This window comes from Ectobacillus sp. (genome assembly GCF_056992975.1).
The window spans coordinates 1-21,676 of sequence record NZ_JBXKMX010000279.1 but is presented as its reverse complement, the minus strand read 5'-3'; the positions used below and the strand labels follow the sequence as shown (position 1 = coordinate 21,676).

The window sequence follows — 21,676 nt, the reverse complement described above, 5'->3', positions numbered from 1 at the left end:
CAGCTAGCAGTAGAAGAAGCAAAAAAAGCTGCACATATTGCAAATGGTGATACCATTATCATTACAGCTGGTGTTCCTATTGAAAAAGTTGGTACTACGAATTTGATGAAAATTCAAATTGTATAATTTTTATCTCAAAGCGAAGTGATATTCATTTCATCTCCCTCAATAATCGTTTACTGTATAAGTAGAATAGATAGGAGAGAAACAATGAGATGATGCAATGTATGGAAGCAACCGAATTTAAGAAAAGACCACTGAATTATACTTCTATTTCAGTGGTCTTACTTTATGTTCTCATATACGTAGCCTACGTTTGTAAAATTCCGCTGTTTCCTAAAATGATTTCGTTATGCCTACTAATTGAAGATTACTATTTTGCTTTCGGTAGAAAATCGTTGGTAAATGCTTCGTCTACCTCGATTTGTGAACGTATGACTTGGTTATCAACTAAAAAATTCATATAGTTTGTCCAAACACTTTCCTTCTGCACACCCCACTGCGGACTGTCATCTTGGTATTTCGTACTTACCCACTTTTGGCTTTCTTTTACAAGATCTTTGTTGATGTCTGGTACATTTTGAATTAAAATATCCGCAGCTTCCGTTGGATTTTTAATTGCAAACTCATAGCCCTGGGCAGTTGCGGCCATAAATTTCGTAACAACATCTTTATATTTATCTGCATTGGTTTCACTCGTTACAATCACAGGACTATAGGTATCTAGTACTGGATTTAAATCCTTTACCATAATTGTATTTAATTCAACGCCTGTACGTTTTGCTTCAATGCCGTCCCAACCGTAATAAATCCATTCAAAATTTGCGTCACGTCCAATTGATTTCAGAAAGTCCGTTTGACCTAGGAGCACTTTATTAACTTTTTTATAATTAGCATTATATTGCTTCATAATGCTATCAATGGTTGCTTCTTCAGCATGAGTTCCCCCTCCGCCATAACGTTTTCCTTCGAAATCCTTTGGTGATGTAATATTGTCTTTCTTTAAAGATGCAAATGCCGTTGTATTATGCTGCATAATAGTAGCAATCGACACTACTGGGACCTCATCCGCACGGGCAGTAGTAACATTTTGTTGAGAGCTAATCCCAAATTCAGCCTTACCAGAAGCTAACATTTGTTCAACCGACTCATTTTTCCCTCGTTGAATAATAGTTACGTCTAAGCCCTGGCTCTTATAATATTCTTTCGTTTTGGCTACATAAAGTCCCGTATGATTGGTGTTAGGAAGCATGTCCAACACGATTCTGACCTTTGTTAAACCACTCGTATCCTGCTTCGTTGGTGCAGATTGACATCCTACAATAGACAATAGAAATACTGCAAGAATTGTTAGTAAAATACCTTTTCTCATTTATTTTCTTCCCTTCTATGTATCCAAGGTGCAGCAAGCTTTGCAAATTATTCTACTACAAAGTAAGCCCTCTGTAAGGGCTATCGAAGAATAAATTGTACACTTCTCCCTTAAATCTCCCCTGTATCCATTCTTCTATGCATTTCATTGTAGCATACAAAAACGTATCCATGAACTACATACAGTAGGTCACTTGGGTATCTAACTTTGTTGACCATTCAAGATTATTCCACAAAAAAAGACTGTTTCATCATTTACTGATGGGACAGTCCTTTTTTAGATTTTCTCACAAAAACAACATAAACTTACGAAATATAGTGATTTCTAATGTTGCAAGAGCCTAGTTCATCTCGAAATGTACGTCCCTACATTTGCATTGGTTAGAAAGTGGATTCCCGTCCGATAGGAAGCGTAATCGTAAAGCATGTCCCTACATCCATCTCACTTTGTACTTCCATTTTCCCTCGATGGTTCTCTATGATTTGATAAGTAACCATGAGACCAAGTCCAGTTCCTTTTTCCTTGGTTGAAAAGAAGGGCCGTCCTAACTGATCAAGCTTGTCTTTTGGAATCCCTTTTCCTTGATCGCAAATTTTTATAATAGCATATTGTTCTTGTTTTTTAACACTAGTTGAGATGATACCGCCATTGTTCATTGCTTCTATAGCATTTTTAATTAAATTTATAAACACCTGCTTCAACTGACTACCATTGCAATATACGAAAATCGTTTCTTCTACTTTACTTACAATTTGAACATTTTTCATTAGCGCCTGCGCTTCCAAGAGAGTCGTCACTTCATGAATGATTTGATTCATGGAACATACAGTAAAGGTAGAAGCTTGCGGCTTGGCGACCATTAATAGCTCACTTAAAATCGTTTCGATACGGTTAAATTCAGAATTCATAATTTCGTAGTATTCTGCCTTATGACTATTACTCGCCTTCATAAGTTGCAAGAATCCCTTTAAAGATGTGAGTGGATTCCGAATTTCATGTGCGATTCCTGCGGCTAGTTGACCAACAGCTGATAACTTTTCTGATTGTCTCAGCATATCCTCTGCACTCTTTCGCTCACTTATATCACGAAATGTAATTACCGTTCCTACCGTTTTACCTTGTTCACAGATTGGTGTAGCCGCATATTCTACCGGAAACGTAGTACCATCTTTTCTCCAGAAAATATCCTCTACTACCTGCATTGCTGTTTCGTTTTGAAAAGAGTAATTAAGGGACGCAAATCCATCTTCATCTGTTTGATTTTTACCATTATGCAGATAATGATTATTGAATTCTTCCTTAACAAAACCTGTCATTCGTCTAGCAGATGAATTCCAGAATATAATGTTACCTTTCAAATCGATTCCGTAAATTCCTTCTGCAACTGAGTTCAAAATGAGCTCGTTTAAATCCGTAAGACGAGCAATTTCCGTTTTTGAGAATTTCACTTCTGTCAAGTCCTTCGCAATCCCATAAATACCAATAATCTCTTGATTTGCAATGACCGGATTAAGTGACAAATTTACATCAAGCAACCTATCATCTTTCTTTTTAATAGAAATCTCCACGTTCAATCTTTCACCTTGTGAGGCCTTTTGCACAGATTGAGAGGCTTGTTCATCATTACATAGTAAGAAAAAAGAGTTCATAATCATTTCATCTGCTTCATATCCAGTTAGCTCAACAAACTTACGATTAACGTCGAGTATCATTCCCTCCAAATTCATTAACAGTACTAAATCTGGGTGATACTCAAAAAGAGCATTATGATGGTAAAGAGTTTCTTCAATTAATTTCTTATTTATCGTTATATCCTGGAATTGAATCACGATATAACCTTGAACTTGATACGCTCGAACTTTAAACCAAGTGCGAAAGGGACGATAATATTCTTCAAACTCAATATGCATTTGCTCTTCAAAAGTGTTGTTGTACTTTAAAAATATTCGCTTTGCATCTTTACTCACCTTTAATATACTTTTGCCAATGAGATCCTCTTTGTTGCTTTTCAGAAGCCGCTCTGCCTCTTTATTCATAAATGCAAAATTTCCGTTAAGATCCAGGCAGAACACACCATCCTTAAGCATGTCTAAAATACTTTGTTGTATAATTACGTAATTATCGTAATTCATCCTATTAAGCAAATAGAATTCTCCTTTCACAAAGTATCTATTAAAGGAAAACTTTCGTAAGCAGTTTCCTTATTCTTCATTCTACCAAATGTAATATCAGTTTGATAACTACATTTTTGTAAATAAATGTAGAATTATACAAATGAAAAAATCTTACCTAGTGATTGATAAGATTCAAAGGAAAATTTCACTGATGATATATACATTAGAAAAAGGACAACAATAACTATTAGAATAGTAGTATTCGTTATGGATAAGCTTCTTCCCTTCTAGCCAGTCGCAAAAATTACTAGATTATGTAAAAAAAGCTACACGCATAATGACGTGTAGCTTCTTACTATTTATATTAAAGTAGTTTACGCTTCAACGTTAACCGCTTTCTCTTCTAACATTGTACCATTCTTACCATAGTTTACATGCCAAGAAAACGCTTTTTCTAATACATGTGGTGTGTGACCTCCACGGAATACCGCCTCATTAAAGTATTCTAATAATTGCGGACGATACATTGGATGCGCACAATTTTCAATAATAACAAGTGCACGTTGTTTTGGAGTCAATCCACGTAAATCAGCAACACCTTGTTCCGTAATTAATACGTCTACATCATGTTCAATATGATCGATATGAGATGCAAATGGAACAACACTTGAGATTTTACCGCCCTTTGCAATGGACTTTGTTACAAACATTGTAAGACGGCCACTTCGTGTAAAGTCTCCAGATCCACCGATTCCGTTCATCATATTTGTACCCATTACATGAGTAGAATTTACATTTCCGTAAATATCAAATTCAAGCGCTGTATTTATCGTGATTAACCCAAGTCGGCGTGCAACTTCTGGATTGTTTGAAATTTCTTGCGGACGCAAAACAATTTTATCCTTATATTTTTCTAAATTACTAAATACATGATCCATTTTCTTTTGAGATAATGTAAAAGCACCGCCTGATGCAAAACGAATCTTTCCAGCATCAATACAGTCAATTACTGCATCCTGTAATACTTCAGAGTACAATGTCAAGTCATGAAACTCTGAATGTAGGAAACCATAGAATACTGCATTTGCAACAGAGCCAACACCTGATTGAAGAGGTGGCAATGGTTCTGGTAATCTCTCAGACTTTATTTCCTCACGTAAGAAATTGATTAAATGATCAGCAATCATTTTCGTATCTTCGTCTGGTTCTACTAAAGATTTAGGTGTATCCTGCTGATTTGTTATGACAATACCTTTAATTTTTTCAGGATCTACTTTGATAAAAGGATCCCCGATTCTTTGGTCCACTGCTGTTATCGGAATCGGTCCACGTCCCTCATTTGGACCTGGATTGTATACATCATGAAATCCTTCTAGTTCAATAGACTGAGCCATATTTAATTCAACAATAATTTCTTTAGCATTTTCTACGAAAATACAACTATTTCCTCCAGAAGTTGTCGGTACGATATAGCCTTCCTCTGTTATCGAAAGCGCTTCCACAACTGCGATGTCTACAGATATAATTTTATTCCGAAGCATATCCGCTGTATCAGATAAATGAGTATCCAAATACTCAATATTTCCTTTATTTATTTCTTTACGCATTACTTTATCAGATTGGAAGGGGAGACGTAGACCAACGATACCAGCTTCTGATAAAACTGTATCAATATCTGGTCCTACAGATGCTCCTGTAAAAACATTAATTTTAAAGGGCTCGCCTGACTTTTTTGCTTGTTCTGCTAGGGCTACAGGGACTACTTTAGGATCGCCTGAAGAGGTAAATCCACTAAACCCAACACTCATACCGTTCTTAATCCAACTAGCAGCTTCTGCGCCACTGACAACACGATTAAGTAACTGTGAATTTCTTATACGATTTTGATATTCCATTTTTTATCCCTCTCTCCCGTTTTTCATCTATTGTAACCGATATCATACGTGTATTATAACAATACGGACACAATTAGTAAAAACAAGGATAAAGAACGTTTTTTACGTTCAAAACAGTAATAACATCAAAATCCAAGTATTTTTCGGAAATAACTAGAATAAGTTTGACTGACAGGAATTTTGACTCCATTTCTCATTACTAGCATAAAGGTAGAATGAATATCCGGAAAAATCTCTTTAATAAAGTTTACATTTACGATAAAGGAGCGATGACAGCGTATAAAGATATCTTTAGGCAGAAAATACTCGAATTCCTGCAATGAATATTTATGTGTTCCTACACACTGTTCAGAATATACAAATGTCCTTCTATCCTTTGCCTCCACATAAATTACCTTTTGAAGCGATATAGGAACATATCCATCGTTTACTTTCACCGTCACAAATGATTTACCATTAATTAAGGCTGGATAAATGGTTGTTACACAGCCTACAAGCTCCCCTTCATAATAAAATGGGACTGCCCGTCCTTGGTAAGGTACACCAAATATATCGCGATTCACAAACTCAGCAATTTTCTCGCCTGTAGTTAAAGCTTTATAAGTGATTGTTCCTTGTTTTACGAGGTCGCCTGGCTTAATCTTCAGATTAATCCGATCACTCGGCCGATAGTATACATACTCTTTTGTGTTGGCTACAGCTATTGATGTTTCGTCTGAAAGCAATTCACTTATTACATCTAATAAAGATTCTATCGTAAAACCTTTCATCATCCACACCTTCACTTTACATAAGTTTATTTATTATTTATAATTTTACAATTTTTTTCGAATATTTTCTATGAGCATTTTTAATACAGAGTACTTGCTATATGTATATACAAAAAAGCTACATACAGGTAATGTATGTAGCCTTTTTAAAAATTAACCAGCGATATAAGAAAACTTATGCTTCAACATTTTCCGTTTTTTCTAAAAGCATTGTTCCATTTTTAGCAAAGTTTGCGTGCCATGAAAGTGCCTTTTCGATTACGTGCGGAGTTTGTCCACCACGAGTAAGAGCTTCATAATAATATTCTCTTAGTTGCGCACGATACATTGGATGCACACAATTTTCGATAATTAACTCAACACGTTCTCTAGGTGCTAAACCGCGCAAGTCTGCATATCCTTGTTCAGTTACAATGACATCTACATCATGTTCTGTATGATCTACGTGTGAAACAAACGGAACGATACTAGAAATTTTTCCGCCTTTAGCAATTGATTTTGTTACGAAAATGCCTAGACGCGCATTACGAGCAAAGTCACCTGATCCACCAATACCATTCATCATATTCGTTCCTAATACATGCGTTGAATTTACATTTCCGTAAATGTCTACTTCTAATGCAGTATTAATAGAAATTGTACCGACGCGACGAACAACTTCAGGAGAGTTTGAAATTTCTTGCGGTCTTATTACGATCTTATCACGGTATTTATCAAAATGATTATATACTTGATCCATTTTTTCTTGAGATAATGTAATTGAGGTACAAGATGCAAAGCGCACCTTACCAGCATCAATTAAATTAAATACAGCATCTTGTAATACTTCAGAGTATACCTCTAAATCTTTGAATTCAGACTCGATAAATCCATCTAGCACTGCATTCGCAACACTTCCGATACCGGATTGAAGCGGAGCAAGAGTTTCTGGCAAACGGCCCTCTTTAACTTCTTTACGTAGAAAATCCATTAAGTGATTTGCCATGATTTGCGTTTCTTCATCTGGCGGTACATTTAAAGAAGCAGAATCAGGTTGATTTGTGATAACAATTCCCTTAATTTTATTAATATCTACTACAATTCCTTTTGTTCCAATTCGATCGTCCACTTTTGAAAGCGGAATTGGGCCGCGTTCCCCTTGTGCCTTTGGTGAATATATATCATGCACTCCTTCTAATAAAGAAGGTTGTGCCATGTTAATTTCTACAATAATATTTTTTGCATCCTCTGCAAATATTGCATTGTTACCAACAGCTGTTGATGGAATAATCATTCCATCTTCTGTGATAGCAACCGCTTCCAAAATTGCAAAGTCTATTTTATTTAACACATGCGCTCTAATTAACTCAGCTGTTATAGATAAATGTTGATCGACAAAATAAAGATCACCTTGGTTAATTTTTTGACGCATTGTTTTATCGACTTGGAACGGTAAACGTTTATTTATAATTCCAGCTTCTGCAAACATTTTATCAGTATCGCATCCTAATGATGCTCCTGTAAATACATTCACTTTAAAGGATTCTTTTTCTGCTCGTTTAACTAACGCATGAGGAACAGATTTCGCATCTCCAGCTCTTGTAAATCCGCTAAGTCCTAATGTCATCCCATCTTGAATCCATGATGCCGCTTCTTCCGGTGATACAATGCGGTCAAGTAACTCTTTGTTACGAATGCGATCTTTCATATCCATAGTTGAAACCCCTCTCTCTCCTATTTTTCATTTATTCTAACCGAATATACACAAAATAGTATTCGGATAAAATCAACACAATAGTTATAAAAATTTCACAATAATTAAAAATTACCGTTTCCTTATTAAAAAATGTGTGTTATAGTACAGGTATACAATATTGAAACCGTGAATTTCATGATTGTACAATAGCATGTTTAAAATTTTACAATATTCTTTGCTAATGCTACCCTTCTTACAGAGAAATTTGTAAGTCTGGTTGGGTTTGTATAAAATAAGCACACGTTTTTCAACTGTTCTACTACAATTACCTCCATGTGTATTTCAACAACATGAACTGAACATTTTTTCTAAACTACTTACTACCCAATAATATTTACTATTGTCTAAATCGTAACGCTTTCAAAAATAAATATCCAGTTTTTCTTCCTAAAGATAAAGAATATATAATGATTCGCACTATTTACTTATTAAAATAGTGCTAATAGTAGTTTACAATGTTTTTTACTTGTTGTCTATGTATGTCTTTCTATGTCTATACCAAATTCTCCTGCCTAAATTGTATATTTTTCCAGATAAAAGGCCACTGAGAACTTTTTCAGTGGCCTCTAGTTGCATTAGCTAGTGATTAATCTTCATCCTTCACATCAATATCCTCTGGAATCGGTTCATTCATCAATTCCTCAATCAGCATCTTATATCGTTCCATTTGCTCAAAATGTGTATTGAATTGTTCCTTATAGATTAAATATTGTTCTCCATCATACAAGGCGCGAATTCGTTTTTGGAGGATTAAACTTTCTACAGCCGATTCTGGTACATCTAAATATGCAGCAGCTTCTTCTATTGTTAAGTACATCTTCTTTCATCCTTTTCTCTTCTAACTTACTTTTACCGTAACAAGGAAAAGAAAAGAATGCAACCTCTTCTTTTATAAGGTCTTAGTAGGTCAATCCGAGTCCTTCTTCCAAGCCAAGCATAATGTTCATATTTTGGATTGCGGCTCCTGAAGCACCCTTTCCTAAATTATCGAGGCGACATAGAAGCAATACACGATCCTCTTCACCAAATACAAATATCTCACTACGATTTGTATCATTACATCCTGTAAGGGAGAAAAAGCCATTATCGAGGTTTGCATCACTATTATATGGCATAACAGAAACAAATTTCTCTCCTTCATAGTAGGAGGACAGCAATTCGTGAATTTCCTTAGCACCCATTTTTTTCTGAAGCATGCGTGGGTGTAGCGCAATGGATACAGCGAGTCCCTTATAATAATTCGCAACAATTGGTGTAAAAATAGGATCATAGGAAAGACCAACTATTTTCTTCATTTCTGGTAGATGTTTATGATGCAGAGCAAGGGCATAATGCTTTGGACTGTTCCATTCTTCCTTTTGCTCTGATTCATATGCTTGAATCAGCTTTTTACCACCGCCGCTATATCCGCTTATTGACTGAGCAAAGATTGGATAATCTTGAGGTACAATCCCGTTTTGAACCAATGGATACATGGAGAGGATAAATGCAGTTGCATGACAGCCTGGATTTGACACCCGTTTCGATGTGGCGATTTTCTCTCTTCTATTATGTAATTCAGGTAAGCCATATACCCAGTTGTCATTTGTCCGAAACGCAGTGCTTGCATCAATAATTTTCGTATGCGGATTTGTAACAAGTGTTGCTGATTCTCTTGCCACTTCGTCCGGTAAGCAGAGAAAAGCAATATCCGCTTCATTTAATAATAGTTTTCTTGTTTCTTTATCTTTACGCTTACTCGCATCAATTTCTAGAATTGAAAGGTCATCGCGTTTTGCTAAATATTCACGGATCTTTAACCCAGTCGTTCCTTCTTGTCCGTCCACAAATACTTTATATTTCATAACAATCCCCCCTAAAAACTATCTCATATGAAATATAATACGGAATTATGAATAATAATACAATAGTGAATCTAAAACACTTCTTCCTATGGTTCAAATTCAATCCATCACTACATTGTTTTAGAAAACGTAACTATTCAAAACTTGACTAATAAAATACACGTAAGGTATAGTGAAGCAGAATGCTTGAACCAGGGAATTTTTATAAAATGAAATGTGTTAGTTTGCTAGTAATCGTTTCTTACAAATTCCAACTTGGAAAGGAAAATCATGATGAAAAAACTTCTAAATACTGCTTTTATTTACGCCATCTTAGGGCTTCTTGCCGGTCTTTACTATCGACAAATTACGGTTTCCTACAATTTCACTGGAAAAACAATGCTATCCATTCTACACACACATTTATTCGTGCTAGGCATGTTAATGTTCTTACTTGTTCTATTATTTGAAAAGAGTTTTTCATTATCTTCTAGCGATCTGTTCAATTGGTTCTATTATATATATAATATTGGTTTAGTTATTACCGTTGTAGTGATGGGTATTCATGGTACATTAACAGTTATGGGTGTAACAACAGGCGCTGCCATTGCTGGAATTGCCGGAATTGGACATATTATTCTTTCCATAGGCTTTATCCTCTTTTTTCTATGTTTAAAGGATCGTGTGAAAGCAGAAAAATAATGTAAAGCTTCCATAGAAATTTATAATGAAAACAAGGACGAATCCAAGTATAGCAATGGATTCGTCCTTGTTTTCGCATACTTTTTTATTGACGAATTCCATCATCATCCTTTACTATTAAAAATCGAGTGTGTACTTGAACGTGGTTCGCAACCCTCCCACGCTAAAAAACTAAGGAGAGAATGTAAAATGAAATTGAAAACCCTTGTTGGAAATGGAATTGTAGCAGCTTTGTATATCGCGGTTTCCGCGATTATTCAGCCATTTGGATTTACTAATATACAATTTCGAATTTCTGAGATGTTCAATCATCTCGTTGTATTTAACAAAAAGTATGTGTATGGAATTATCCTTGGTGTTTTTTTAACCAATCTATTTTTTTCTCCTATGGCCCTATATGATTTAATTTTTGGAGTTGGACAATCCATTCTTGCCCTTCTTACTACAATCGTATCGGCACGCTTCATCAAAAGTATATATAAGCGCATGATTTTTAATACACTCGTATTTACCTTTAGTATGTTTCTCATCGCAGCTGAGCTTCACTTAGCCTTACAATTGCCATTTTTATTAACATGGCTAACAACCGCAATTGGGGAATTTATTGTGATGATTGTCGGCGTACCGATTATGTATACGTTAAATAAACGAGTCGATTTTGAAAAACGTGTGTAAGAACAAACCCAAGATCCAGTACTGGATCTTGGGTTTGTTGCATTAACGTCCCCCTTTTAGCACAAAAGAGAAGGAACATGGACCTTCTCCCTCGGAGATAGTATTCAAGTATAAGCTAACCATTATGCTTCTAACGCTAGAACTGTTTCTAATAATACATTTACTCCTTTTTCACACTCTTCCCAAAGTGTCAGCTCCTCCTCACAGTGACTTTTCCCTTTAATACTTGGGACAAAAAGCATCGCTGAAGGAATAAAACTCGCAATAAACTGGGCATCATGTCCTGCGCCGCTTGCTATTCGTTTGTAAGAATAGCCTAGCAATTGGGTAGATTGTTCTAAGATATTACAAAGGTCTTTATCAAACCAAACCGTTTCTCTATCCCAAAGCTTTGTCTTTTTCACGTCACAGCCTTCCGAGCTCTGCAGACCTATTATCATTTCTTCCACTTTGCTTATGACTTCAGGATTTTTATGTCTTGCTTCCAGCGTAAAAATAACCTTATTTGGTATAACAGTATGAATATTAGGAAGAACGTTCATTCTGCCAATTGTATATACTAACTCTCGATCAAGCGTGCTAAGCTTACTACGAATTTCCGTTATCATATCATTTGCCGTAAAGAGTGCATCCTTTCTCATACTCATTGGAGTCGTTCCAGCATGATCAGATTCTCCGGTAATTTCAATTTCATAGCAGACCATACCAACTACACAATCCACTACACCAATCGAAAGTGACTCTGCTTCTAAAACTGGACCTTGCTCAATATGCATTTCGAGATAGGCGGTAGCATCCTTTAATCGATTATCACTCTCCCCTGCGTAACCACTTGCTTGCAAGGCTTGTTCAAAAGTTATACCTTCTGGATCTGTTTTTTTCATCATCACATCTTTTTCAAATTTTCCTGAAATAACTCCTGAAGCCATCATGGAAGGTTCAAATCTAGCTCCTTCTTCGTTCGTAAAATCAATAATGGTAATCGGAATCTTCGGCTTAATATTATGCTCTACAATCGTTCTTACTACTTCTAAACCAGCTACCACGCCTAATACTCCATCGAATCGGCCGCCTTTTTTTACTGAATCCAAATGCGAGCCCATCATAACAGGAGGCGCATCTTCTATTCCTGGAAGAGTTGCATAAATACAACCCATATCATCCACTTTAATGGACATACCTAGTTCCTCACAGCAAGAACAAAAATAGTCTCGTACAAGGCGGTCTTCTTCTGATAAAGAAAGTCTTGTTACACCATTGTTTTTTGTACGACCATAGTCGGCAAACCGCTCTAATTCATCCTTTAAGCGTTCCCCATTAATCAAAATCTTTTGCTGTTGCATGCAACCACCCCTTCATGTCATATATTCCATATCTTTTCTATACTAAGAAAGGCATCTTAAGTTTCAAGATGCCTTTTCTCACAGTGCGTATTACTTAAGGAGTCGGAACATTATTTAATTTTTCCTCTATTGAGAGATTACTAGTAGCTGTACGCATTAGGAATGTATACGTTACAAACCCAAAGCCGATTCCTAAAAACCATGAGTAGGTGTAAAGGACATGCAGCGCAGGAATGATTAATCCAATGAAGGAAACGAGCAAACCAACAGCTAATGCAACAAATGCTCGTGGATTCCAACCATTGTTATACGTATACTCACCTGTTTTACTATATAAGCTCCTTACATCATATTGACTACGGCGAACTAAGAAGAAATCCGCAATCATGATTCCTGCTACCGGCCCAAGTGCTCCGCCTATGGCTCCTAGAACGTTAAAGATTGTATCTGCATTATCAAACCATAGCCAAGGCATGAAAAAGATTGCAGCTACAACTGAAATGAGTCCTGCCTTCACGAAGGTTAACTTTTTAGGGAACAAGTTTACAAGATCATATGCAGGTGAAACAACATTGGCAGCTACGTTAACCGATAAAGTAGCAATAAGAAGAGCAAATGCACCTAATATTAAAACCACTGGATTTCCGAATTGTTGTAAGAGAACCACTGGATCCCAAATTGGTTTACCAAATGCAACGATTGTTCCTGAAGTTGTAATAATACTTATAATTGCAAAAATGATAGCCGTAACGGGTAATCCAATAGCCTGGCCAATCATTTGATCTTTCTGACTACGAGAGAAACGTGTAAAGTCGGGAATATTTAAAATTAATGTAGCCCATGTTCCTACAAGTCCGGTTACAGAAATTGCGAAGGTCTCCCAAAACTTTGAACCTGTTAACGTGGATGGTTCCATAAATAATGGTCCAAGTCCTTTAGATACTGAAATAGCCCAAATAACAAGTCCTAAACCTAATACAATAATTAATGGACCTGCCCACAGTTCGAAAAATTTAACACGTTCCATACCATGAGAAATAATGTATGCATGTAAAATCCAGAAAAGCGCAACTGCAATTGCCGCATTTAGCCCTAGTCCTAAAATGTTGTATTGTTCAAGAGAATTCCATCCTGGTATCAAAGCACCCAAAATAGCACCAACTGCTTTACTTCCCGCATATGCCTGAACAGAGAACCAGAAGATCGCAACGAATGCTCGAATCAGTACAGGAATATGTGCTCCCTTATAACCAAATGAGGCTCTGACTAATACAGGAAACGGCGTTCCATATTTCGCTCCAGCCACTCCATTTAACCACATTGCTATAATCAGAACGATGTTTGCTGCTATTACGGTTGCAAGCGCCTGCCAAACACTCATTCCTAATCCTATCAAACTACCTGCTGTTTCATAGGCTACGATATTATGAACCATTCCCATCCAAACAGTCGTATAGTTAATCCAATTCCAATTTCTTTTTGCTTTTGCAACAGGTGCTAAATCTTCATTATAAAGTGAGGGGTCTTTATCAACGATTTCGGTCGTATCATGTGCTAGTAAACTCAAAGTAATTCCTCCCTATTTACAATATAGATAAAATCTCACAATCATTTTCTATTATTCCTTTGTGCTAGTTGCAAATTGTAATGGCTTGCCTTCTAAAGGAGCATTAAATTTTCTACGATATTGGTATTTTCCATGACCTACCTGGCCTGTAAACGTTCCTTCATGCGCAACAATTTTTCCGCGAGATAGAACATGTGTAAGAACACCTTGGATTTTCGTTCCTTCATAGGAGTTATAATCACAGTTTGTATACTGTGTTTTTTGACTAAGCGTTCTGCTACGAGTTGGATCAACAATGACTAGATCCGCATCAGCTCCGATAGCGATTGTTCCTTTTTTCGGATATAATCCAAATATTTTTGCAGGTCCTGCACTCGTAATTTCTACAAACTTCTGCAAAGAAATTCGTTTTTCTTGAACACCATATTGAAAAGCAATCGAATAGATTTCCTCAAGTCCAGGAATTCCATTTGGAATTTTAGCAAAGCTTTCCTTCCCTAATGACTTCTGCCCATCAAAGAAGAAAGGACAATGATCGGATGCTAACGTAGAAAGGACTCCTGTTTGTATTCCTTTCCATAGGGCATCTTGATTATGCTTTTTTCGTAGCGGCGGAGAACATACATATTTTGCCCCTTCAAAATCTGGCAACTCTAAGTAACTTTCGTCTAATGCTAAGTACTGAGGACATGTCTCACCAAAAGCGAGTACCCCTCTTTTCTTCGCTCTTTCAATTTGATCAAGCGCTTCTTTGCACGTTACATGGACAATGTATACAGGCGCTTTCGCAACCTCAGCAATTGACAATGCACGCCCTGTTGCCTCTCCCTCTAGTTCTGGGGGACGTGTGTAGGCATGGTAAATAGGTTCCGTTTTCCCTTGAGCCAGGCTATCTGCTACCATTTCGTCAATGATGTCACCATTTTCAGCGTGAACATTGGTAACAATACCTAGTTCACCTGCTCGCTTCATAATTTTATACATTTCCAAATCATTAACCATTAGTTCGCCCTTATAAGCCATAAATAGCTTAATAGAGGTCACACCTTCTTCGTTAGCCAATATCGGCAGTTCTTCCAAATAACTGTCCTTATAACCATTTATAATAGTATGAAAGCCGTAATCAATCGCAGATAATTTCGCCTTGTCCTTCCATTCATGTAGATTTTCTACGAGGGTTTGATCTTTCCCTGGACTTGTGAAATTAATCACAGTTGTAATTCCCCCAACTGCGGCAGCCTTCGTTCCACTCTCAAAATCGTCTGCTGTTCCCGTATTTTGAAATGGCCATGCTAAGTGAGTGTGAACATCAATCCCGCCAGGAAAAACATAATTTCCATCCGCATAGATTACTTCATCCTCCATTGTCGGATGAATCGTATCAGCAATTTCTACAATCGTTTCACCGTTAATTCGAATATCTGCCTTATATACATCAGCAGCAGTTACAATAATTCCGTTTTTGATAATCATCTGCTTCAAGATAAGATTCCTCCTCTTCAAATCACTTCACATATAAATGAACTTATTTCACTTACTTGTGTTAACGAGACTGACATCTTTCCCTCCATTTCCACTATGGTTTCTTGTTTAATAGGTACATTTTATTCCATAACATGTATGTTGTATCAGTTTATGTAAGATAATCTCACCTAAATTTTAGAATGTTCTGATTATTATGTTTGATCCACGGCATTAGATTCCATATTGTTATGATGAAATAGTGAATTTTTATTTGTTCATCTATACAAGGATTAATCTTTTATGTTACCTTTTATAAGGATAATCTTGGGACAGGGGCATACGATTATGTTACTCTTTAAAAAATTACAAAAACAATTACTACTCAATTACATCATAGGCTCTATACTCGCCGTTGTTGGTGTAGGCAGTGTCTTTATTTTTCATACTCTTCATCTTTCACAAAATGAAAATTACATTTTGTTGTTCATTATGCTTGTTTCCATGTTATCGATGTATACTTTTGAATATATTGTCTATAAACATCATATTAATCCGATTAAGGTTGCCCTCCTAAGTCCTACTCCTTCACTAGACGTCATAAAGCAAGCCTTCACAACTGCACATCGGCTACCAACATTAACCGTACGACGCATTTTGCTTCCACATTTGTTTGGACTATCCGTTCCAGCATCTATTTTAGCGTTTTACTTTGTGCAAACGGGTCAATTACACCTACCCTATTATTACATTGGGTTAGCATGTATAGGCGCTATTTTGGTTGCTACACTCCACGCTTTAATTGAGTTTTTTCTAACAGAGCGGATTCTTCATTCACTAATCAGGCATCTTAACCATCTAGCGAAAGATTTATATAATGAATATTTCGAAATTGATAAACATGAATTCATAAGCATTCGAAAGAAGCTTTTACTAAGTTCTGCATTTATTGCTGTTTTTCCGGTCTTGTTATATACGCTTGCCTCTACTGTCCAATTAAGTCAGCATACATCCGATAACCTCGATGGGTATTGGAGTTGGTCCGTAATTATTCTTGTTATGATCGTAGCCCTGTCTGCTCTTTGCAGTATTCTATTATATGAAAATATAAAAAAACCTATATATGTATTAGAACAAAACATTTTACAAGTTAGAAGAGGAAAGCTGCAGCCTATCGACAATACCTATTCAGATGAATTTGCATATGTTATTTCAGGATTTAATAATATGATACAAGGCATCCAGAAGCGAGATAATCAAAAACATATGCTTATCGAAAGCTTCTTCACCGTATTTGCGGCCACATTAGATGCACGTGACCCCTATACAGCTGGACATTCGATTCGAGTAGCTGAATATACGGTAAAACTAGCGAAAGCAGCACATTTAGATCCATTACAAATCGAGTTATTGCGAAAATCCGCCCTGCTTCACGATATTGGGAAAATTGGAATTAAAGATGCAGTGTTACTTAAGGAAGGAAAACTAACAGACGAGGAGTTCGACCAAATTAAACAGCATCCTGTGATTGGTGCACACATATTAGAACAAATTAATCTACCAATTGAGTTACAACCACTTCTCCCAGGTGTAAAATATCATCATGAACGATACGACGGGAAGGGATATCCAGAAGGACTAAGCGGAGAAAATATACCGCTATTTGGCAGAATAATGGCTGTTGCCGATGCATACGATGCTATGACATCCAATCGCCCCTACCGTAATGGAATGCCTTGCGATAAAGCGCTAAGCATTATTTATTCTGGAAAAGGAACGCAGTGGGATCCGTATTATGCAGGATTATTTGTTCAGCTAATGCAAGATGAGAGTCTTGAGAATCCCGCAACTAATGACAGACTCCCCCCTGTGTGTGAGCCTTCCCATTCAGAAAATCTGTAATGGGGAAGCTCCCCTCAATAGCTACCATTATATGGGAGCTATTGAGGGGAAAGGGAAGAAGAATCCAAGTCTGCATTTATACGCTCGGCAAATAAAATAATTTTATCCTCGGAAACGGTTGACACATCGTTTCCTATTTCTTCATTTGAAAGATTCATTTCGGTTTTCGCAACAATCTTCACCATAAGCTTTTCCATTAAGTTCAAATTATTCCACCGAATCTCGCCTCCAAACTGTTCCACGGCTACTGCGTGTGCTACAAGTACGGAAGGAAAGGCTACCTGAAGCTGAATCTGCGCTTTTTCCTCTTTCATCATAGAGCAAAGAAAGAGTCCTACTCGTTTCGTAAGTAACACGGGAAGATTCTCTCGGCAAAAACTACTTATCTCTTGTTGAATCGTTCCCCCATATACCGATCCTCCTATAATAATCGTTTCAAAGGATGTTAAATCAAGTACGGTTTCATTATGATACTTTACTATCGTTACTTCCCCATGTACCTTTTCACCCAAACTTAAACTGCACCGTTCTGTACATCCATGCTTAGATCCATATAGAATCAGTGTTTTCATATGAATTCTCCTTTTCATTCATTTAAGTTGTCAAATAAAGACGTATCCATCTATATTCCGTTCATATAATTCGGATTATGTAAAGAACCTTGGTCTGAACATCCTATTTGAATCTACTACTATTTAATTAAACTGTAACATCTCCCACTCTATTACATAATGAACGTTTCTTACTTTTCCGTGAACGGAACAAATGAATCAGCCTATCTGCTTTTGAGAATGTTTTTCAATAATTTGTAACATTTTGTCAACATGATTGTAACAGATGGGACATCCTACCATTATTTTTTGGAATATACTAAAAGGGAAGAAGTGATAGAACATAACTTCTTCACTATCTCAAAAAAGAGGTGTATGAAAATGGTCGTTCAATTCCTTCGTAACAATAAGTATTCAGCTATTTTAATATTGGTATTACGTTTATATGTAGGATACGAATGGATTACATCTGGGTACGAAAAATTAACTGGGGGTTTTGATGCAAGCGGTTTCTTAAAGGGAGGCATTGCGAAAGCTACTGGCGCACATCCTGCTGTACAGGCTTGGTGGGCAAGCTTCCTAACACATTTTGCATTACCGAATGTTGGCTTATTTAACTTCTTAGTACCATGGGGAGAATTATTAGTAGGATTAGGACTTATTATCGGTTTCCTACCAAGAACTGCCGTATTCTTTGGTATGGTTATGAACTTTGCTTATCTGTTTAGTGGTACAACGAGTACAAATCCACAATTAGTACTTCTTTCTATGTTTATCTTATTAGCTGGTGCTAATGCTGGAAAATGGGGCGTTGATGGCTTACTTAACCATTATAATATTCATATATTCCCTAAATTTCCAAGTGCACCAAATACTCCTCATTCCGATGGTACAAAAAAGGTAGCTTAACAAGCAATCTAATGAATATAAATAATGAGAAAACACCTTCAAATGTGAAGGTGTTTTCTCATTATTTTGCCAAAAGCAGTGTATGTAATTCAGCAACACTCGTTGCAATATAGGATGGAGCAGCTGCTGTTAATTCTTCTAACGTACCATACCCATACGTTACCGCCACCGAGGATATATGGTTTTCATTCGCTCCAACTATATCGTATTTTCTATCTCCAATCATCACAATTGATTCAGGGTCCAAATGATACTTTTGAATAATATGTGCAATCACTTCAGCCTTCAAAGTACGAGTCCCATCTAAATTACTTCCAATCACATCATCAAACAATGAATCCATTTGAAAATATTTAAGAATACTGGTCGCAAATTCTGTAGGCTTAGATGTTGCTACAAATACTTTCTTCCCCTGTTGTTTTATGTCCCTTACTAATTCCCGAAATCCAGGATACAGTTCATTTTCAAACATACCTTGCTTCGTAAAATATTCCCGGTAGTACCGTATTGCTTCCTTACATTGCTCATCGGAAAATCCGTAGAATTCAGAAAATGAATCCTTTAAAGGCGGGCCAATAAATAGTTCTAGCTTTTCGGTGTCACTCTCTGTAATTCCCATCTTATGTAACGCATATTGAATAGAAGTAACAATCCCAACTTTCGGATCCGAAATAGTGCCGTCTAAATCCAAAAGTATAACATCAAAATGATTCATTTTTCTTCCTCTTTCCATACCCATCATGTTTTCTTACTATACTAACAAATTCATATGGGTTTCGGAACAAAAAGAATAGGTGACTACTTCTCATCCTCTTCTTCGTTACTTTTTGGTGAAATCTCTTCGGATGCCTCCATATTTAGTGATTCGAATCGAAATGGCTGTTTTCTCTTTTCTACTGCTTTGACTTTCATGACCCCATACACAGCCGTATAAAAAACAAGTAAGGCTAGTCCTGCTACTAGCCCTGTTCCTTGTTCAGGCACTAACGGCATACTTGCTACAATAGCTACCAAACTGATTAATGTAAACCAGGAGGAAAAAGGATAACCAGGCACTTGGCACATAGTTTCACTCGTACACTGTCTATTCTTGCGAAGTTTCAAGTGAGAGGCAATAATCACGATATATGTAAACAAAAGTGAAAATCCTCCTGCGCTCACTAAAAACAAATATACCTGCTTTGGAAGTAGTAGCCCGAGCCCAAGTCCTGCAAGCATCGCTGCACCTGAAACGAGAATCCCCTTGTATGGTATATTTCCCCTTCCCTCTAACCATGAGGGAGCATGTCCTTCTGCCGCCAGTGAACGCAGCATTCTAGCCAGTCCAAATGTCGAAGCAATCATTGTAGACAAAATGGCAGTCACTAACACAATCGTAATGACATTTCCGGCAAAGCCGAGCCCATGACTCGTAAGCGCTACTACAAATGGACTCGCATCCCCTGTTAGATTTCTTGCTGGAACGAGTGGCAACAAAACCATAATAGATGCGAGATACAACCCGATTAAACCAAATACCGTAAAACGAATCGCCCGCGGCACGGTAACCTTAGGATTGCGCGCTTCAGATGCGGCTAGTCCAATCACTTCAAACCCTGCATAGATAAACATTACAATTAGCATACTTCCGGCAATACCACCTATACCATTTGGAAGCAGCGGCTCATTCAGAATAGCGCCTGCACCTATGTTTGTTCGATTCCAGCCCGTAATTAATGCTGCGCCAAGAATAACAAAGCCAACAATAGCAAACAACTTTACCGCAGCAAGTGCACTTTCTAGCTTTCCGAGACGCTCCGTTCCAATGAGATTCAAAAGTGTTACCCCGATGATTATGATGGCACCAATCAACGTCAGGGAAAGAGAAGGAAACCATCCTTTTATAAAGATCGATACCGCCGTCGCTTCACTCGACATCGCAAGAACAAGTCCTGTCCAATATACCCACCCGACAACAAACCCTGTCCCTCTTCCAAAAGCGTGCTCCGCATACGTCCGGAACGATCCTGTTTGCGGATCTGCTACAGTCAGTTCGGATAGCGAGTATAGAATCATATAAACCAATGCACCGCCAATGATAAAGGAAATGATTACAGCAGGGCCTGCTTCTCGCACAGCTAACGAAACTCCTAGAAAAAACGAACCACCAATCACCGTACCAAACGCCATCATCGCCATCGTCCACACAGAAAGTCCTTTTTCCATATTAATTCCTCCTAGTTGCAAACTGTTTATATACAGTATTTGTTAACTGGAAGTTGTTTATGTTTAATAATCGCAAGACACCATTTCGTATGCCCTAAGCAGAATCAAATGCCCAGTTGTATCGATCTGGTATTTTGTGAATTCATCCGTTCAAATTACTGTCAAACTAAACCAATAATATCGTCACATTTGGAACCTCTTTTCTGTAAAAATATATAGTATCATACTAACAAGAAGGAAATATAAAAAAATTCCTTACTAAATTTAATATAGGAGGCACTATTATGATTCTTTCATTTCTTCGTAACAATAAGTATGCAGCTATTTTAGTATTGGTATTTCGTTTATATGTAGGATACGAATTTATTACATCAGGATATGAAAAGCTAACTGGTGGATTTGACGCAAACTCATTCTTAAAGGGCGCCATTAAGAATGCTACTGGTGCGCATCCTGCTGTACAAGCTTGGTGGGCAAGCTTCCTTACCCATTTTGCTATACCTAACGTTGGATTATTTAACTTCTTAGTACCTTGGGGAGAATTATTAGTAGGATTAGGTCTTATTATTGGTTTCCTACCAAAAACCGCTGTATTCTTTGGAATGGTTATGAACTTTGCTTATATGTTTAGTGGTACAACGAGTACAAATCC

At 37.0% G+C, this 21,676-nt stretch carries 19 protein-coding genes and 1 riboswitch; of the genes, 6 read left to right on the top strand and 13 right to left on the bottom strand.

Annotation, left to right across the window (positions count from 1 at the left end; translation table 11 throughout):
* On the top strand, positions 1–126 hold a 126-nt coding region (locus tag AC11ZT_RS12840), incomplete at its 5' end, for a pyruvate kinase alpha/beta domain-containing protein (protein ID WP_484059980.1).
* A gap of 247 nt (positions 127–373) precedes the next feature.
* On the opposite strand, the gene AC11ZT_RS12835 is transcribed toward AC11ZT_RS12840, so the two are convergent.
* The 7 genes from AC11ZT_RS12835 to argC all read right to left on the bottom strand — a co-directional run bounded on the left by AC11ZT_RS12835 (position 374) and on the right by argC (position 9,730).
* Entirely contained in the window at positions 374–1,372 is a 999-nt protein-coding gene (locus AC11ZT_RS12835) for an ABC transporter substrate-binding protein (RefSeq protein ID WP_484059977.1), read from the bottom strand.
* A 380-nt stretch (positions 1,373–1,752) separates the two neighbouring features.
* Entirely contained in the window at positions 1,753–3,516 is a 1,764-nt protein-coding gene (locus AC11ZT_RS12830) for a PAS domain S-box protein (protein WP_484059976.1), read from the bottom strand.
* 344 nt (positions 3,517–3,860) lie between these two features.
* Positions 3,861–5,381 (bottom strand): succinyl-CoA:acetate CoA-transferase ScpC, encoded by a 1,521-nt coding sequence (scpC, locus tag AC11ZT_RS12825; protein ID WP_484059975.1) that lies wholly within the window; start codon positions 5,379–5,381, stop codon positions 3,861–3,863.
* A gap of 125 nt (positions 5,382–5,506) precedes the next feature.
* Positions 5,507–6,151 (bottom strand): LytTR family DNA-binding domain-containing protein, encoded by a 645-nt coding sequence (locus AC11ZT_RS12820; protein WP_484059979.1) that lies wholly within the window; start codon positions 6,149–6,151, stop codon positions 5,507–5,509.
* Between the two features lie 175 nt (positions 6,152–6,326).
* Positions 6,327–7,844, bottom strand: a complete 1,518-nt coding sequence (gene scpC / locus AC11ZT_RS12815; protein ID WP_484059974.1) for a succinyl-CoA:acetate CoA-transferase ScpC — start codon at positions 7,842–7,844, stop codon at positions 6,327–6,329.
* 628 nt (positions 7,845–8,472) lie between these two features.
* Entirely contained in the window at positions 8,473–8,703 is a 231-nt protein-coding gene (locus AC11ZT_RS12810) for an excisionase family DNA-binding protein (protein WP_484059973.1), read from the bottom strand.
* Between the two features lie 82 nt (positions 8,704–8,785).
* On the bottom strand, positions 8,786–9,730 hold the full coding sequence (argC, locus tag AC11ZT_RS12805) for an N-acetyl-gamma-glutamyl-phosphate reductase (RefSeq protein WP_484059972.1): 945 nt from the start codon (positions 9,728–9,730) through the stop codon (positions 8,786–8,788).
* A 270-nt stretch (positions 9,731–10,000) separates the two neighbouring features.
* Here argC and AC11ZT_RS12800 point away from each other — a divergent pair, with 270 nt between their 5' ends.
* Together AC11ZT_RS12800 and AC11ZT_RS12795 are read left to right on the top strand one after the other, a co-directional pair.
* On the top strand, positions 10,001–10,411 hold the full coding sequence (locus AC11ZT_RS12800; protein WP_484059971.1) for a DUF2871 family protein: 411 nt from the start codon (positions 10,001–10,003) through the stop codon (positions 10,409–10,411).
* Positions 10,412–10,547: 136 nt separating this feature from the next.
* A riboswitch (PreQ1 riboswitch) is annotated at positions 10,548–10,592 on the top strand.
* Between the two features lie 8 nt (positions 10,593–10,600).
* Positions 10,601–11,086, top strand: a complete 486-nt coding sequence (locus AC11ZT_RS12795; RefSeq protein WP_484059970.1) for a QueT transporter family protein — start codon at positions 10,601–10,603, stop codon at positions 11,084–11,086.
* Between the two features lie 122 nt (positions 11,087–11,208).
* Here AC11ZT_RS12795 and AC11ZT_RS12790 read toward each other — a convergent pair whose 3' ends face one another.
* From AC11ZT_RS12790 to hydA, 3 genes are all read right to left on the bottom strand, one after another.
* Positions 11,209–12,429, bottom strand: a complete 1,221-nt coding sequence (locus AC11ZT_RS12790; RefSeq protein ID WP_484059969.1) for an allantoate amidohydrolase — start codon at positions 12,427–12,429, stop codon at positions 11,209–11,211.
* A gap of 94 nt (positions 12,430–12,523) precedes the next feature.
* Positions 12,524–13,996, bottom strand: coding sequence for an NCS1 family nucleobase:cation symporter-1 (locus AC11ZT_RS12785; protein WP_484059968.1), 1,473 nt, complete (start codon positions 13,994–13,996; stop codon positions 12,524–12,526).
* A gap of 51 nt (positions 13,997–14,047) precedes the next feature.
* On the bottom strand, positions 14,048–15,469 hold the full coding sequence (gene hydA / locus AC11ZT_RS12780; protein WP_484059978.1) for a dihydropyrimidinase: 1,422 nt from the start codon (positions 15,467–15,469) through the stop codon (positions 14,048–14,050).
* A gap of 336 nt (positions 15,470–15,805) precedes the next feature.
* Here hydA and AC11ZT_RS12775 point away from each other — a divergent pair, with 336 nt between their 5' ends.
* Positions 15,806–17,359, top strand: coding sequence for an HD-GYP domain-containing protein (locus AC11ZT_RS12775; RefSeq protein ID WP_484059967.1), 1,554 nt, complete (start codon positions 15,806–15,808; stop codon positions 17,357–17,359).
* Positions 17,360–17,397: 38 nt separating this feature from the next.
* Here AC11ZT_RS12775 and AC11ZT_RS12770 read toward each other — a convergent pair whose 3' ends face one another.
* Positions 17,398–17,931, bottom strand: a complete 534-nt coding sequence (locus AC11ZT_RS12770; RefSeq protein WP_484059966.1) for a flavodoxin domain-containing protein — start codon at positions 17,929–17,931, stop codon at positions 17,398–17,400.
* A 360-nt stretch (positions 17,932–18,291) separates the two neighbouring features.
* On the opposite strand from AC11ZT_RS12770, the gene AC11ZT_RS12765 reads away from it, so the two are divergent.
* Complete coding sequence (locus AC11ZT_RS12765; RefSeq protein WP_484059965.1) at positions 18,292–18,819, top strand: DoxX family protein; 528 nt, start codon at positions 18,292–18,294, stop codon at positions 18,817–18,819.
* Between the two features lie 61 nt (positions 18,820–18,880).
* Here the strand turns inward: AC11ZT_RS12765 and AC11ZT_RS12760 are convergent, their stop codons facing one another.
* Positions 18,881–19,534, bottom strand: coding sequence for an HAD family hydrolase (locus tag AC11ZT_RS12760; RefSeq protein ID WP_484059964.1), 654 nt, complete (start codon positions 19,532–19,534; stop codon positions 18,881–18,883).
* Between the two features lie 83 nt (positions 19,535–19,617).
* Positions 19,618–21,024: an amino acid permease gene (locus AC11ZT_RS12755; protein WP_484059963.1), complete on the bottom strand. Its 1,407-nt coding sequence runs from the start codon at positions 21,022–21,024 to the stop codon at positions 19,618–19,620.
* A gap of 284 nt (positions 21,025–21,308) precedes the next feature.
* Here AC11ZT_RS12755 and AC11ZT_RS12750 point away from each other — a divergent pair.
* Positions 21,309–21,676: DoxX family protein (locus tag AC11ZT_RS12750; RefSeq protein WP_484059962.1), on the top strand; the 368-nt coding region annotated here is incomplete at its 3' end.

Excerpts from the sequence above, each read along its gene's own strand:
- AC11ZT_RS12835 (WP_484059977.1), bottom strand. The coding sequence starts at position 1,372 with ATGAGAAAAGGTATTTTACTAACAATTCTTGCAGTATTTCTATTGTCT.
- scpC (WP_484059975.1), bottom strand. The coding sequence starts at position 5,381 with ATGGAATATCAAAATCGTATAAGAAATTCACAGTTACTTAATCGTGTT.
- AC11ZT_RS12820 (WP_484059979.1), bottom strand. The coding sequence starts at position 6,151 with ATGAAAGGTTTTACGATAGAATCTTTATTAGATGTAATAAGTGAATTG.
- scpC (WP_484059974.1), bottom strand. The coding sequence starts at position 7,844 with ATGGATATGAAAGATCGCATTCGTAACAAAGAGTTACTTGACCGCATT.
- AC11ZT_RS12810 (WP_484059973.1), bottom strand. The coding sequence starts at position 8,703 with ATGTACTTAACAATAGAAGAAGCTGCTGCATATTTAGATGTACCAGAA.
- argC (WP_484059972.1), bottom strand. The coding sequence starts at position 9,730 with ATGAAATATAAAGTATTTGTGGACGGACAAGAAGGAACGACTGGGTTA.
- AC11ZT_RS12800 (WP_484059971.1), top strand. The coding sequence starts at position 10,001 with ATGATGAAAAAACTTCTAAATACTGCTTTTATTTACGCCATCTTAGGG.
- AC11ZT_RS12795 (WP_484059970.1), top strand. The coding sequence starts at position 10,601 with ATGAAATTGAAAACCCTTGTTGGAAATGGAATTGTAGCAGCTTTGTAT.
- AC11ZT_RS12790 (WP_484059969.1), bottom strand. The coding sequence starts at position 12,429 with ATGCAACAGCAAAAGATTTTGATTAATGGGGAACGCTTAAAGGATGAA.
- hydA (WP_484059978.1), bottom strand. The coding sequence starts at position 15,469 with ATGATTATCAAAAACGGAATTATTGTAACTGCTGCTGATGTATATAAG.
- AC11ZT_RS12775 (WP_484059967.1), top strand. The coding sequence starts at position 15,806 with ATGTTACTCTTTAAAAAATTACAAAAACAATTACTACTCAATTACATC.
- AC11ZT_RS12770 (WP_484059966.1), bottom strand. The coding sequence starts at position 17,931 with ATGAAAACACTGATTCTATATGGATCTAAGCATGGATGTACAGAACGG.
- AC11ZT_RS12765 (WP_484059965.1), top strand. The coding sequence starts at position 18,292 with ATGGTCGTTCAATTCCTTCGTAACAATAAGTATTCAGCTATTTTAATA.
- AC11ZT_RS12760 (WP_484059964.1), bottom strand. The coding sequence starts at position 19,534 with ATGAATCATTTTGATGTTATACTTTTGGATTTAGACGGCACTATTTCG.
- AC11ZT_RS12755 (WP_484059963.1), bottom strand. The coding sequence starts at position 21,024 with ATGGAAAAAGGACTTTCTGTGTGGACGATGGCGATGATGGCGTTTGGT.